Consider the following 14,406-nt stretch of genomic DNA (forward strand, 5'->3'; position numbering starts at 1 on the left):
TTTCTACTTTATAAATAACCTCTAAATATATTTTTCACCTATTAGCAAAATAGGTACTTAAACTTCATGAGCTTTTTATATTTTTTATTTCATGGGGTTATAGAATGAGCTTTCTGGTAGGTATAACTTATATTCTATGGCAACTATAAACCATAGTGATTTTAAATATAAATGATTTGTTTAAACTCAGACTAACATTGTTATTTGCTATGACTATTAGCAGCTTTTTTGGTATTATTGAATAGAATTTTTAATAGGATTAATGATCGGTCTTTTCAAAAGATAGTTCATTCTAAAAAATATTTTGATAGGAGAAAGAATATTAATTGAAAAGTTGATTAACTATAATTTAAAACTCAAGAAAACTGTTTAGGAATGAAACTATATTTTCATTTATGCAGGCGAATTGGCTGGCTTAGGTAAAAATCGAATAGTTTAAATCAATAAACCTGTATTTGGCATATAAGTTTAAGGTTGTGATGATTTGTTAGGATGATAGTATATTATTTTTTTAACGTTTAATAATGTTTTTACCTGACAGTGAAAGCCAACGTTTAGAAGCGCTATATCAATATCACATGTTAGATACACCACCAGAGGAAGTGTTTGATGAACTGGTAAGTTTGACTGCTGATACCTACAATACACCAATTGCTTTCATCAGTCTGTTAGATTCACAAAGAGAATGGTTGAAAGCAAAAGTAGGAATTAGTGAATCAGAGATAACACGCGATATTTGTTTTGCTAACCATACAATCTGGCAAAATGACATCTTAATGATTCCTGATACTTGGCAAGATGAGCGATTTGCCGAAAATCCCCTTGTAAGAGCGCAACCATACTATCGTTTCTATGCAGGAGTTCCCTTAATTAACGCCGATGGTTTTGCCTTGGGTTGTTTATCTGTCATGGATTTTATTCCCCGTAGCTTAACGTCAAGGGAGCAAAGGATACTAAAACACTTAGCACGTCAAGTAGTTAGACAATTAGAGTTACACCGACAGCAACGTAGTCCTGAGAACAGTTTGAATGCTCATCTTTTATTTGCAAAAAATTCTCGTCCCATGTGGATATGTGAACGGCAAACATGGCAAATTTTGGATGTAAATCAAGCTGCTGTGACTCAATATGGCTATTCGCAACAAGAGTTTCTGCAAATGCAGATGACACAAGTTTTTTTGCCTGAGTTTTCGTTAACAGGAGAGATACAGCAAGCAAACTTTGATTTTCCATTACTTGTAGAATGTCAACATCGCCTGAAAAATGGCACAGTTATAGATGTAGAAGTGGCGATAAATAATATAGAATATGCTGGTCAATTAGCTTGTTTAGTAGATGCTGTAGATATTACAGAACATATGCAGATAGAGAAAAATCTGCAAAAAAGTGAAACTAGATTGAGAACAATTCTTGAGTCAATTCCTGTACCCTTATTTATATCTCGCGTTGATGATGGGTTAATTTTATATACAAACTCGGATTTTTGGCAAACCTTCCAATTATCTGCGAGAAATTTAGCTAATCTCAATATTACTGATTTATACCAAAATCCCGAAGATAAACAACAAGTATTAGTAGCTCTAAGTCAACATGGAGCGCTACAAAATTATGATATTCAATTTAAAAGGAGTGATGGTAGTTCCTTTTGGGCGATCGCTTCAATTCAATACTTAAATTTCAATAATGAATACGCCATTTTAACTGCTCTCTACGATATTACAGAACGTAAAAATGCCGAAACTAGACTCCAAGAACAAAATACTCTCTTAGAAAATATTTTCACAGGCATACCTTTGATGATTGCCCTAATTAGTCCCGAAGGAAAGGTGCAATGGATCAATCAAGAATTAGAGCGTCTTTTAGGTTGGAGTTTGCGAGATTATCAAACCTTAGATATTTTTGCTCAGTTATATCCTCAGCCGGAAGACCGTCAACTCGTGATTGATTTTATGCAGGATACAGAAGGCGTGTGGAGCGATTTTAGAACTCACACACGACAAGGACAGGTAATAGATACTGCTTGGACAAATTCCAAACTGCCAACTGGGCAAATTATTACTATCGGCAAAGAAATCACATCCCGTAAGCAAACAGAGCGTGCTTTAAAGGCACAGTTAGAGCGAGAACAGTTAATGCGTGCTGTAGCTCAAAGGATTCGTCAATCGTTGAATTTGCAAGATATTCTTGATGCTACAGTCAAAGAAATCAAAGACTTACTTAGGGTTGATCGGGTTTTAGTTTATCAGTTTGCCTCAGATATGAGCGGTAAAATTGTCGCAGAATCGGTAGAGCCTGGCTGGAGAATTGCTTTAGGTGCAGAGATTGAGGATACCTGTTTTCAACAAGGATATGGAGCCGATTATCTTCAAGGGCGTAAAAGAGCGATCGCTAACATCTATACAGCCGGACTAACTGATTGTCATCAACAATTATTAGAACAGTTTCAAGTTAAAGCTAACCTGATTGTACCGATTTTGTTAGAAGTGAGTGAAGTTCATGCTGTACCGCAACTTTGGGGTTTATTAGTAGCACATCAATGTTCCGCTCCACGGGATTGGGAAGACCACGAATTAGACTGGCTTGATCAATTAGCTGTACCAATTGCGATCGCCATTCAACAATCGAGTATCTTTCAACAAGCCCAGAATGAATTAGCAGAACGGCAAAAGGCAGAAGTTAAATTAAGAAGTGCTTTAGCAGAGAAAGAAGTTTTACTCAAAGAAGTTCACCATCGAGTAAAAAACAATTTACAAATTGTTTCTGGGCTATTACTGCTCCACTCTCAAACACTCAAAGACCCAGAATTGATTAGAACTCTCCGAGAAAGCCAAAATCGTGTTGAGTCCATCTCTTTAATTCACAAAAATTTATATACTTCTCCTAACATTGGGCAGCTAGATGTTGCTGAGTATATCAATAATTTAGCCAGTAACATTATGATGTCCTATCAAGTAGAACAGGGCAGAATAAATTTAGAAACTAACATTAGTCAAATTACCTTGAATGTTGACCAAGCTATTGCCTGTGGCTTAATTATCAATGAATTACTAACTAATTCCCTGAAACACGCTTTCCCCCAGCGAAAAGGCAAAATCAAAATTGACTTACAAAAGGTAGATGAAAATATTGAGATGACAATTCAAGATAATGGTGTCGGTTTACCAGATAATTTAGATTGGCGTTATACAGATTCTTTAGGTCTTTCGCTAGTTTATGACCTAGTAACAGAGCAACTAGAAGGTACTGTAAGCGTCGTCAGGCAACCAGGAACTACATTTAAGATTCAATTTCCGCATTAATTTGGGCAATCGTAAATTAACAATGGAGCAAGTCAAGATTTTAGTTGTTGAAGATGAAGTGATTGTAGCTAGAACTATTGCTAGTCAACTTAATCAATTAGGATACACTGTTGTAGGAACAGCTTCCTCTGGTAGAGTAGCGATCGCTAAAGCATTAGAAACTAAACCAGACTTAGTTTTTATGGATATTATCCTCAAAGGCGAGATGGATGGTATCACAACGGCTAGTTACATTCGGGAACATTTAGATATTCCCGTCATCTTCTTAACTGCTTATGGTGATGACAACACTTTACAACGGGCGAAATTAACACAGCCATTTGGATATATTGTCAAACCATTCACCTCCAAAGATTTACGTATTGCCGTAGAAATTGCTTTACTCAAACATCGTTTAGAGCGAGACATTAGAGAAAATCGCGATCGGTTAGCAACACTATTAAACTCAATTAGTGATGCTGTGATTGCCACTGATGAGACTGGCAACGTTACATTTATGAACCCAGCCGCCGAAGTGCTGACTGGCTGGCCGCAAGTAGATGCTATGGGACGTGACATATCTCAAATTTTTCATCTTGTTGATGAAGTCACAGAAACGACCATAGAAAACCCAGTCACAAAAGTTCTCAGAGAACAAAAAGTTGTTTATTTGCAGGAATACACATCTTTAATTACTAAAGATGGTAAAAGAGTACCGATTGGTGATAGTGCTTCCCCAATCATGGCAGTTCCTAACCAAATTAACGGGGTAGTAATTGTTTTTTGGGATTTGAGCGAACGGCGACAAACAGAACTTTTAGAACAAGCACTGCAAAAAGAACGCGAACTCAACAATCTCAAATCGCTATTTATTTCCACTGTTTCTCACGAATTTCGCAATCCCCTAAGTGTGATTCAAACAGCAATAGAACTTATAGAACTACATGGAGAAAATTTAACAGAAGTCAAAAGAAATACATATATTAGAAGAATTAAAGGTGCAGTGCAATCCATGAAGTTACTCATGGAAGACGTATTATTTATAGGTAAAGCAGAAGCAGGAAGACTTGAATCTCAGCCGACATTATTGAATTTGAAAGAATTTTGTCAAGAGTTAATAGAAGACTTCACAACTGTAGAAATTAGCGGACATGAAATTATTTTTAATTGTTACGGCGACACTACAGATGCTTACATGGATGAGCGGTTATTACATTATATACTTGTGAACTTACTTTCTAACGCTATTAAATATTCACCCCACAAGGAAACTATTAGGGTTGAATTAAGTTGCGATCAAACTCAAGGCATAGCAATTTTTCAAATTCAAGATGAAGGTATAGGCATTCCCGAAGCAGACCAAGCCCATCTATTTGAATCATTTTATCGAGCTTCTAATTCCCAATCAATTCAAGGCACTGGGCTAGGTTTGGTAATAGTTAAAAGATGTGTTGAAGCTCACAATGGGCAAATTTCTTTTACATCTCAAGAAGGAGTTGGGACGAAATTTACTGTGACGTTGCCTTTAAATTGTCAGTAGTCAAAAGGCAGTTGACAGTTGACAGTTGTTTTTTCTCCTCATCTCCCTCATCTCCCCCCACTCCCTCATCTTTCCAAAACTACCGACTCACCCCACCCACAACTGGTCTAACATCAGAAAATGGATCTGCGCCGCCATTCCAATTAAAGTCACTAATGCGGATGCTTAATGCACCGAGTCCTAGTACTGGGTTGTAGCGTAGCGTCAGACCGTAGGTGCGTCGGCTATATTCAAGCAGGTAGTCGGTGCTGCTTTCTTCCCCAGTATCTAAGTTAATTGATGTTTGAAAGCCTATACGCAAAGGGCCGTAAATTTGTTGTGAAATACCAGCACTTAATACTTGGGTATCTACGTAGCGGTCGAATAAAAAGGGTGAAAGTCCACTGGTAAGAGCTTGAGAGTAACTAACATTAAAAGCGGTATAGTCTAGGAAGGGGCGGGAAAAGTGACCAAACTGACCGACTAAACCAACTGTACCAGTAAGGCTGCTTTGGTTATCGCCACTGGTGTAGTAACTGGAAGTACCAGTAACACCTGCAAACGCCTGTAAGTAGGGAACTACAGGTGTGGGTGTGTATCTCAAACCTTGTGTGGCGGTGGGTGGTAGTGGTTTACCTTGCCACAGTAAGAAGCCCCTACTCAGGGCGGCGCTACCTTGGAAACGACCGAGGGAAACTCGATCATTGGAGCGAATTGGGTCTAGCAAGTCTTGGCGGTCGGTATTGGCGTTAATATATTGTGCGCCTGCTTGATAGCTGAGATTAATGCCACTATTTCCTAGAGGAATGTTTGGGGAAATAAGTACACCACCCAAACTGCTTTGGACTGTTTGATAGCCAAGGGTTCCGTTGTAGAGACGATCGCGGTAGCTATATTCCCAGTTAATTATATGCGGATTGCGATCGGCTAAAGCTTGGCGTAAACGCAAACTTGCTTTTAGGTTATCCTCTACATCGTCAAAATTAAAACTAGTGAGGTCTGCTTTACCTTGCAGCACTGAACGAGAACTCAACACAGAATTTAATCTACCCCTGACACCGAATAATGCTGATACATCATCACCCCCTTCTATGGCTCTCTGGACATAAAACTGGGGTGTAATCTGCAAATTAGTACTGTCTGTTCTAATGGGTGTAAAACTGCGCTCAATATAAAAGCCACCCCGTTTATCATCGTCGAAGCCAGGGGAGACAATAAACGGTGAAGTATCCCGTTCTCTGCGATCAATTGTCTGCTGATTTACGGGAATAGGTAAAGTCAAGCCTTGGTCAAATACTAAGCGCTGTCTTTGTGTGGTTACGCGATCAACTAAGGGTGCTTCCCGCACTGAAGTGACTGTATCTGCCCGTAATTCCAGTTCTGGAGGAGAAAATGGATCATTTGTGAGGCGAACATTTCGGGCTTGCCAACCACGGGGGTAGAAATTAATTTCTCTAGCTTCAAACCTGACACGCTTCACCTCACCCCCACTTTTTGGGGGAGGAAGATTACTCGCACCGCTTGTACCTCCCACTGTAACATTAATGCCACCAGGACTACTGACGTTACCAAGTGGTTGGTTGGCACGAATGTTATCGCTTGGCAGTTGCTGTGGTACACCACCGGCTGTCACATCACTAGGTAAGAAAGCAAAATCTTGCGAGGCCGTGGGTATATTTATCTCGCCCCTACCGTTTTCTAATACCCCATTGTCTTGGACTAAATTATAGGTAAAGCGTTGTCCGCGTAATATTTGGTCGCCCCTAGTTAAGACTACATTCCCATCCCCAGCCGCAATCAAATTATTCAAGTTTACTTGCACGCGATCGGCATCAAGTATCGCCCCATCAAATCGCACTATGACATTACCTTCAGCAGTGATGATGCGTCTTTGCTCATCATAATCTTGTCTATCTGAAGTCACTTCGACAATTCGAGGTTGGGTTGGCGGTGTATTGTTGGGTGTAGGTTGTGATTGAGTTGGTATTTGTAACTGTGCCTGTGCAGTAACAGATGATGGTTTAATTGTTACTGAAAACTTCTCTGCTGAGTTACGTGACCTAAACTCAATCAGATTTTGAGTTTTTTGATTAGTAGTTACCTTGTCACTACTCGATACAGAAGAGATGTTAATGTTAATGCCAGCTTGTTGTAGAGTAACTTTGTCTTTCTGCTCTTGCTGAGTTGCAACTGGGATAGTTGATGTTTTTTGAGAGTCTAAATTTTCGGTATCTGTCACCGCCGTCGGGAAAACTTGAGGATTAGTGTTTGTTTCGTTCTCAATTGATAATCCTACTGCCTGGGGTTTTCCTAAATTAACAGCGCTACTAGAAGCATTAATAGGAGAAAATTCTGACGTAAAAGTTTCTGGTGTACTAGGCTTAGTTAAAACAGGAGTAGCAATTAAATTATCTGTCTTATCACTAATAGAATTTGCTAACTGCGAAGAATCTTCTGTTTTCTCTACAGTCGAGTCTGGAAACTGCTTCTGCGCCAATTTAATACCTTGCTTTTTTTGGCTGGGGATATCAATCTCGCCAAAAGAAGGAAGTTGACTGTCACTAGTAGATGGGGCGGAATTTGCAGGTTGTAGGGGTTCAACAAGGGGAGGCGGTGCAGGCGGCAGAACTGGATGAAGCATATTTCGGACACAATCAACCTAACAAATAGCCAATTAATAGCCGGAATGAATCCACCTTTGCTTGAGTAATCTCCCTGAAGGGAGACACTACACTGCAAAATCAGTTATCAGTTAGTACACCAATTGCTGGTTGACGATAGTGGTGGTTGTCAATCTTCCACTATACGCCTGATAACCGTTGACTGTTGACTGTTGACTGATTTTACAAGTAGTGCTTTTGGAATTTGGTGTTTTCTGGCTTCCGGCAGTCACAGATAAATTGTCTGGCTTTTACTCTAAATCCCGACGACCGGGGTTACGAGCTGGGTCATTAGACAAAAATCCGAAGACAAAGATCGCCAAAAAGAAAGCAACAACAATATAAACAGCGATTTTTAAAGTGAGCATCTGCGATATCTCCAAAGGGTAGAGCTTCGTTCTCAGTATCTGCCATGCAGAAAAGGTAGCTTCTTTATATTACCTGTATCTAGTTCTTTTTTGAGAGGGCTATAGCAGTGTTTGAGACTATCTTATTGTCAACTTCGTCAGCTTTAGCTGTGAGATAGTTGGGTTTCCTCACTAATGCTCATTTTTTGACAAATCTTGTAGATGACCCTGACCCAATTGTTGTTGACCAGTTCATTCTGTGACGTTTTTTTTCAGGCAGAAGTTTCCAGAAATTAGCATTAGTTATAGTTCACTGCTTCCTTGTCTCCCCCAGCCCCTAATCCCCAGATGCGACTAAACTTTGAGCAATACGGCTTTTGATGACTCGTGCAGGTGTACCTACAGCTACAGAGAATGGCGGAATATCTTTAGTAACTACTGCGCCTGCACCAATGACACTGCCTTTACCGATAGTCACGCCATCTACTACTGTCACTCCATGTCCTAACCAACAATCATCTTCAATCACAATGCCTTTGCAAGTTACACCTTGATATTTAATTGGCAACGTAGGATCTATAAAAATGTGATTGTTTGCATATATACCTGAATGAGCCGCAATCATACAACGCTTACCAATTCTGATATCCCCAGGCCCAGTAATACAAACATTGGTTGCGATGAAGGTTTCCTCATCAATGTGAATACGAGTATTTTCCAAACAACCTATATCAACATTGCGCTCAATCACTACTCCATCTGCTAAATAGATTTTATTATTTGGATGTCCTTTGGCATCTAAACGAACATCCTTAAATAGATATACACCATCGCTAATTTCAATATTACAAGCGTTGACAAATTCAACTCCATGTTGGATATATACTGAGTTACCTAAGTGTGCAAAAATTGTTTTATATATAAAATTTCTTAACTTTGCCCCTAGTAATAGTGCGGGAATATTGCCAAACACGGTAATTAGGGCAAGTTCTTGAAATCTCTGAATTTTTGCAGAATATCTCTGATTATTCATAATTAAACTATCTGATGAATGGTATGACAACTTTTGCTGACGCTTTGAAGATGTATCGTGTATTTTGTAGTGCCAATCATCCTGATATTTATCCAGCATTAAGTTTCATGGGTATTGATATATAAAAATACTCATGTTTCTGGATATATTTAAAAATCTTTTCGAGTTGGAATTTAGGTTAATCGCATCTGTAATACTTCAGGCAAATGACAAAATTAATATGCAGTTTCTCTGCATGACAATTTTGTTAGCTATGTTTTAGTAAAGATACCTCTTAATAGGAATCACCTATCAATTTTGGCAAGGTATCATTTCCACTGAGTTAGCTAATACAGAAGCTCTGAAGTAATTGCAGCGTCTAACCTGAGACTATTTAATTTTGAATTTGGGTGCTGAAGATAGACAAATGTAACTATTGTGAGCTAATAGCAACAGCTCACAGTATTACTGTTTAGTCTGGTATACGCTTGATAGCGAATTATTTTTAAACAACCAAATTTAACAAGCTTCTATCAACAAAACTACATCTTGTACAGGCTAATCCCCATCGCATCAAAGAATTTGCCTCTACACAAATAAAAGTGTAATTTATGTTGAGTGATACTTGGTATTTTCCATTCAATACAACCAAGTTATGGTGGAGTATCTCCAACTTCAGCCATTACATTAAAATTTACCATTGGTGCAAACAAGTAAGCACTTCCTCGATTGCTATGGCGACTTTCCGACAATGAATTTTTAGAGTATGCTGCTCTCATCATGTTGCACACTGATGATTTACGAACCAACCCAATCATGCTTATAGTCACATGAAGGTAATTTGACATTAATTGCTCACCAGCATAACACATTTTATTTTTCGTATCTCAGTCTTGAGAAGTAGTTTATTTAATATTGTTGATAGCGGATAAATGTAATGTGTAATCAACAACAAAAATAATATTTTATGCAAATAATTTTATACATTTATAAATGAATTGTCACCCAGTATTACTTTTAGTATAAGTGTTTCATTGATGACGCGATCGCTCCTATACTCTCAACAAAAAATCAAGCGTCTACTTTTTAACTAAATAAATCAATATATTATTTTTTCAAGGTTTTCTAGGCTACTTCAGGAACATCAAACCCAACCCTATTAGATCCTCAGAATAATTTCTGTAGCTATCACTGCTAACTATTTTCAACAGATATCTGTTGACTGGTAAAATATACTCACCAAATTATGAGTATATTGTCATGACTGCTGAAGGTAATGTAGTAAATTCTGAAACTAAAGGTGCTGATGCTATTGATGAAGCGATCGCTCAAGGCATCGATTTTGATGGTACACCGATTCCCCCTGCAAAGCTAGAACTTTATACCAAAGTCATGGCATTGGAAGCCAATAGACAGCGTAGTGGTGTATCTAATACTATGCGATCGCGCATTGTGCGGATTGGCGCAAAACACATCCCTCAACCAGAACTCGATAAATTACTAGAGGAAGCAGGCTTCGCACCCCTGAAAGAAAAAGAGATTGCCTTTTTCTACGGCGGTAAATAATTTTGTGCGTAGGCCTAGCCTACGCATCAATTGAGCTATATTCTACTAATAATCCTTCATGCGTCGGGATTCAATTTTTTATAAACTATTCCAACAATCTCCTGCTTTATTATTTGAACTTTTAGCAGATCCTCCAGCAAACGCGGGTGGATACAAATTTGACTCGGTAGCTGTCAAGGAACCGAAATTTGAAATTGATGGGGTATTTTTACCACCAGACAATGAAAGTCCGGGTACTGTGTATTTCTGTGAGGTGCAGTTTCAGAAAGACGAAAAGCTCTATGAGAGAGTATTTGCGGAATCTTCACTCTATTTCTACCGCAACCGTGACAGATTTAGCGATTGGCAAGCTGTAATCATTTATCCATCACGTAGTATTGAACAAGGTAATATTTACCCGCATCAAACGCTACTCAACGGCAACCAAGTACATCGGATATATTTGGATGAGTTGGGTGACATTCGCGCCTTACCCTTGTGGGTGGCGGTGATGGTTTTAGCTACTTTAGAAGAAGAACAAGCACCCTCACAAGCTCGGTATTTATTAGCCAGAGCTAGTCAAGAAGCTTCTTTACCAGAACGTCGTGCGATAATTGAAATCATCACGACAATCATAAGTTATCGATTTGAGCAACTGAGTCGAGCGGAGGTGGAGTCAATGTTGGACATCACACTTAAGGAAACGAGAATTTATCGAGAAATTAAAGAGGAAGGAAGAGAGGAAGGAAGAGAGGAAGGAAGAGAGGCAACAGCTAATTTTATTATTCGACTGTTGACTAAGCGGTTGGGAGAACTGCCCCAAGATGTCCGTTCTTCGGTGGCGGGTTTGCCATTGTCAAGGCTGGAGGAATTGGGTGAAGCATTGCTGGATTTTACCAGTTTGGCTGAGTTACAGGCTTGGTTGCAAGCGCGAATTAATTAACCTACTGTCTGTGACCAGAGTAGGCGATCGCCTATAATATCTACAAAGTCCTGACAGTTAAAACCTGTGGTGGTGTAGAATCTGGTGGATAAATTACATCTACCTGCAAATTACGCTTAGTAGATGGTGGCATGACAAACTGTACCAACGGTTCTAACACCTGTCCTGTTCTATGCCATAGATGCACGTAACGAATTTTTTCTTTTCCTTGGTCATCAAAGTAACGTAGTCTAACTGTACCCCGGAAAAAGGGAAAGTCTAGGGACGGTTTACGGAAGCGCACACCACCTTGAGAAAGCTTATCTTCCTTCAATGGAGTTTCTAAAGTTACTGTCACTTTTTGAGTTTGGTTAGTATTATTTTTTAAAGGCAAACTGAGTTTATACTCCACCCCATAATTACCATGCGCTTCATATGCCGTATCAGGGTATCGTACTAGCATCTTGGCGGTTTGGTTTTGTTCTGTACCTAAACGACCACCCCGTAAGGTAACTATCGGATACGAAATACCCTTGCCAGCTTGTGGTATTGTGAGAGTGGTAGTTTTAGGGTTATCTGTGAGGGTGGCTTGCCATTGGGAACCTTGCGAAACACCAGCTACACGCCCATAAATCAAAGCCCCACCAGTAGCATTCGGTGGAGTCGGTGTTTTATCCCTTGGCCCAGCAAAGTTACCATCGTTGAGTAAAGCTTGCCATTCAGCTATTGTAGGCGCACGGTCAGAACCATCAGCGTTTTTCTTAGCAAACATTGCTAGGCTGGCTGCATATACTTTATCGCTACTCCGCAAACGCAGAAAACTAGAGCGACCATTGATAGGCTTTTCCAAATTGCGTACAGGAATGGGATGATTGAGTACCATCCGGCTTTGTCCTGGGGGAATAACTAACTTGGCGGGAAAATCGGCTTGTCGCACACCCCGCAGCACATCAGCTACAGCCCTCGCCCCTGGCCCGGAATAGACTTTACCATCATTGTTTTCTAAATAAGGGGGTAAGGTGACAAAGGGTGCATCCTGCATCAAATAACTAGCACCTTGCAACACTTCAACTGTAACTGGTTTTTTTCCAGGGTTATTGATAATTACCCCCAGATATAAGGTTTGTAAATCTTTGGGGGTGTGGGTGTAGTGGTGGGCAAATAAATCAAACCGACCTTGAAAGGGAAAATTGAGGTGTGCTGTTGGTGTTTTTTTACCGTTTGTTGGGAAGGTAGAAAGTAAAATGCCCTCAGTTTTAATCCATTCTGGGCTATTACTGTTAAAAACGGGAATGTTATCTAACTTTCCTGGTAAAGCCCTAATTTCTCCAGGTTGAACAATAATTTGGGGTTCCGTTTTGGGTGGTGTTTGGGCTAATGCAGAATCATTTTGCTGCTGAGTACCACCAACGGTTTGAGTTAGGGTGAGTCCTAATAAAAATATAAATAAAGATGATGATAGTTGATTTGGCATGGAAAATGCAGTGTGGAAAGTCACCTATACTAACTACACCTTCAGTTATGATGATTTCTGAGGACGATGACCTCCGGTCGGTCGTAGACCAACGCTATTTTACTCATAAAATAAATTAGCCTTAAATCATCACTATGAGAATACTCAATTCTCTACATTTATAAGTTAAATTTGAAGTTAGTTTAGGGTTTCATACCTGTAATTAGATAAATGGAAATACTTATTGAGTCAACAAAAGAATTTGAGCAAGATTTAGAAAGTTTTAACAATAAAAATAAATTTAAAATAATTAAGAAATTAAATCGATATGTAGAGTTATTATCAAAACACAAAAACTTTTTAGAAAATCAAGCTTTTAAATTAAAAGATATAAAACTCAGTGCAGATTATGAATCTTCTCTATATGCTTTGATTATTGATAAAGATATCAGATTAATAATTACTATTGACGATGACCCAATATTTGATGCAACGGTAATTACTTTATTTAGAGTAGTCCATACTGAAGATGCGGCAAAAGCCTACGCTTCAGTAGCAGAATCTCTCTACCAAGATTTTAGTCCACAAAATCAAGAACTTGAGGTTCGCTCTAACTAATGCCACGGATTAAACCACTTTTGGATGAACATGGTGTGATCCATGAAGCTATGGATATCTTACCTGATCATTTAAAAATTGATTTTTTAGAAGCTTTGGCTGAACTAGAAGATAATGAGTGTCATAGAACTAGGAGTTTTCCTAAAACAAGACTTCGGAAAGTTAAAGGGATTAAGCAGGCAATTTACCGCGCTGATATTGATAAGTTATCAGGCTGGCGGATTCACCTTCAATATATAGATGGTAAGATACATTTAAAAGATATTATTGATGGTCAACGTCATGATGACGTTATTGAAGTAATTAAATCTAAAAAACATCGGTACGATTAATAATAGAAATAAATATAGTAGGGGATCGATTAATATTAAGAATTTTCGTTAGATATCGCTTTGAGTTTTGAGGTGAAAGACTCAGAGCGATCGCTTGTTTGGGGGGTAAACTGGCCGATAGGCGGATGAGTCACTGATATAGGTAACAGTTTTGTTGATAGATCAGAGTCTAGTGATAGATGCTCTGCATAATTCTCATGCTGCTTTAAACTGACCTCAACACTAGCAGCCACACTTACCAGCGCCAACTCCTTTTCATCTGGCTGTTCTTCTTCTGGGCTAATTGGTTCCTGTTGTGGGAAACTCAGCAATTGTATAGACTGATTATTATTGATCCCCGGTTCTTCATCAATCGGCTTAGATACAGGAGGCAAAGCTGGTGCAGCCATTGCAGTCAAGGTTTCTGGGAATTTGCTACAAATCAGACGTTCAAATTCCATGTTGAAATGATATATCTCCTGACCCCGCCTTTGCCAAAACGCCAAGATTTGCTGCACAGAAATACCCTTGTAGCGACCTTGATATAGGGCTTCAATGACAGCTAAATGCAGCCAGTGGCTAGGATAATACTTTTGCCAACGGTTAACTAACTCATCGGCATTGTAACCACTGAGGTCAAAACTATAGTGAACTAGTAGGGCTTTTGCCAGTTTGGCACAAGTGTTTGGTACTGATGTTGACATAAGACCTTTGGCTGCTGGCAATAGGTTAAAATCATCG

At 39.1% G+C, this 14,406-nt stretch carries 12 protein-coding genes; 6 read left to right on the forward strand and 6 right to left on the reverse strand.

The genetic code is table 11. The annotated features are described in order from the left end of the window. Positions 1–524: 524 nt before the first annotated feature. Positions 525–3,299, forward strand: a complete 2,775-nt coding sequence (locus NSMS1_RS19895) for a PAS domain S-box protein (RefSeq protein WP_224086490.1) — start codon at positions 525–527, stop codon at positions 3,297–3,299. Between the two features lie 22 nt (positions 3,300–3,321). Further along, the gene (locus NSMS1_RS19900) at positions 3,322–4,818 is read left to right on the forward strand and encodes an ATP-binding protein (RefSeq protein ID WP_224086491.1); all 1,497 of its coding nucleotides are present in this window, start codon (positions 3,322–3,324) and stop codon (positions 4,816–4,818) included. 79 nt (positions 4,819–4,897) lie between these two features. Here NSMS1_RS19900 and NSMS1_RS19905 read toward each other — a convergent pair whose 3' ends face one another. The 4 genes from NSMS1_RS19905 to NSMS1_RS19920 form a co-directional block, all read right to left on the reverse strand. Then, positions 4,898–7,438 (reverse strand): DUF3769 domain-containing protein, encoded by a 2,541-nt coding sequence (locus tag NSMS1_RS19905; RefSeq protein ID WP_224086492.1) that lies wholly within the window; start codon positions 7,436–7,438, stop codon positions 4,898–4,900. 111 nt (positions 7,439–7,549) lie between these two features. Continuing rightward, positions 7,550–7,690, reverse strand: coding sequence for a hypothetical protein (locus tag NSMS1_RS19910; protein ID WP_224086493.1), 141 nt, complete (start codon positions 7,688–7,690; stop codon positions 7,550–7,552). Positions 7,691–7,708: 18 nt separating this feature from the next. Further along, positions 7,709–7,825: a photosystem II reaction center protein I gene (locus NSMS1_RS19915; RefSeq protein WP_082727331.1), complete on the reverse strand. Its 117-nt coding sequence runs from the start codon at positions 7,823–7,825 to the stop codon at positions 7,709–7,711. 316 nt (positions 7,826–8,141) lie between these two features. Then, entirely contained in the window at positions 8,142–8,837 is a 696-nt protein-coding gene (locus NSMS1_RS19920) for an acyltransferase (RefSeq protein WP_224086494.1), read from the reverse strand. A 1,239-nt stretch (positions 8,838–10,076) separates the two neighbouring features. Here NSMS1_RS19920 and NSMS1_RS19925 point away from each other — a divergent pair. Together NSMS1_RS19925 and NSMS1_RS19930 are read left to right on the forward strand one after the other, a co-directional pair. Beyond that, the gene (locus NSMS1_RS19925; protein WP_224086495.1) at positions 10,077–10,382 is read left to right on the forward strand and encodes a DUF4090 family protein; all 306 of its coding nucleotides are present in this window, start codon (positions 10,077–10,079) and stop codon (positions 10,380–10,382) included. Between the two features lie 58 nt (positions 10,383–10,440). Next, on the forward strand, positions 10,441–11,304 hold the full coding sequence (locus NSMS1_RS19930) for an Rpn family recombination-promoting nuclease/putative transposase (RefSeq protein WP_224086496.1): 864 nt from the start codon (positions 10,441–10,443) through the stop codon (positions 11,302–11,304). A gap of 40 nt (positions 11,305–11,344) precedes the next feature. Here NSMS1_RS19930 and NSMS1_RS19935 read toward each other — a convergent pair whose 3' ends face one another. Next, the gene (locus NSMS1_RS19935; RefSeq protein WP_224086497.1) at positions 11,345–12,757 is read right to left on the reverse strand and encodes a DUF3370 domain-containing protein; all 1,413 of its coding nucleotides are present in this window, start codon (positions 12,755–12,757) and stop codon (positions 11,345–11,347) included. Between the two features lie 210 nt (positions 12,758–12,967). On the opposite strand from NSMS1_RS19935, the gene NSMS1_RS19940 reads away from it, so the two are divergent. Next, the gene (locus NSMS1_RS19940; protein WP_224086498.1) at positions 12,968–13,354 is read left to right on the forward strand and encodes a hypothetical protein; all 387 of its coding nucleotides are present in this window, start codon (positions 12,968–12,970) and stop codon (positions 13,352–13,354) included. Next, on the forward strand, positions 13,354–13,686 hold the full coding sequence (locus NSMS1_RS19945; protein ID WP_224086499.1) for a hypothetical protein: 333 nt from the start codon (positions 13,354–13,356) through the stop codon (positions 13,684–13,686). The genes NSMS1_RS19940 and NSMS1_RS19945 overlap by 1 nt, the downstream gene beginning before the upstream one ends. 35 nt (positions 13,687–13,721) lie before the next feature. Here NSMS1_RS19945 and NSMS1_RS19950 read toward each other — a convergent pair whose 3' ends face one another. After that, positions 13,722–14,369 (reverse strand): hypothetical protein, encoded by a 648-nt coding sequence (locus NSMS1_RS19950; protein ID WP_224086500.1) that lies wholly within the window; start codon positions 14,367–14,369, stop codon positions 13,722–13,724. Positions 14,370–14,406: the final 37 nt, after the last annotated feature.

The sequence above is a fragment of the Nostoc sp. MS1 genome (genome assembly GCF_019976755.1).
Taxonomy (GTDB): Bacteria; Cyanobacteriota; Cyanobacteriia; order Cyanobacteriales; family Nostocaceae; genus Trichormus.

What these genes read in the sequence shown, in the direction of transcription:
- NSMS1_RS19935 (WP_224086497.1), bottom strand. Translation starts at nt 12,757, where the DNA reads ATGCCAAATCAACTATCATCATCTTTATTTATATTTTTATTAGGACTC.
- NSMS1_RS19915 (WP_082727331.1), bottom strand. Translation starts at nt 7,825, where the DNA reads ATGCTCACTTTAAAAATCGCTGTTTATATTGTTGTTGCTTTCTTTTTG.
- NSMS1_RS19905 (WP_224086492.1), bottom strand. Translation starts at nt 7,438, where the DNA reads ATGCTTCATCCAGTTCTGCCGCCTGCACCGCCTCCCCTTGTTGAACCC.
- NSMS1_RS19950 (WP_224086500.1), bottom strand. Translation starts at nt 14,369, where the DNA reads ATGTCAACATCAGTACCAAACACTTGTGCCAAACTGGCAAAAGCCCTA.
- NSMS1_RS19925 (WP_224086495.1), top strand. Translation starts at nt 10,077, where the DNA reads ATGACTGCTGAAGGTAATGTAGTAAATTCTGAAACTAAAGGTGCTGAT.
- NSMS1_RS19900 (WP_224086491.1), top strand. Translation starts at nt 3,322, where the DNA reads ATGGAGCAAGTCAAGATTTTAGTTGTTGAAGATGAAGTGATTGTAGCT.
- NSMS1_RS19895 (WP_224086490.1), top strand. Translation starts at nt 525, where the DNA reads ATGTTTTTACCTGACAGTGAAAGCCAACGTTTAGAAGCGCTATATCAA.
- NSMS1_RS19940 (WP_224086498.1), top strand. Translation starts at nt 12,968, where the DNA reads ATGGAAATACTTATTGAGTCAACAAAAGAATTTGAGCAAGATTTAGAA.
- NSMS1_RS19930 (WP_224086496.1), top strand. Translation starts at nt 10,441, where the DNA reads ATGCGTCGGGATTCAATTTTTTATAAACTATTCCAACAATCTCCTGCT.
- NSMS1_RS19920 (WP_224086494.1), bottom strand. Translation starts at nt 8,837, where the DNA reads ATGAATAATCAGAGATATTCTGCAAAAATTCAGAGATTTCAAGAACTT.
- NSMS1_RS19945 (WP_224086499.1), top strand. Translation starts at nt 13,354, where the DNA reads ATGCCACGGATTAAACCACTTTTGGATGAACATGGTGTGATCCATGAA.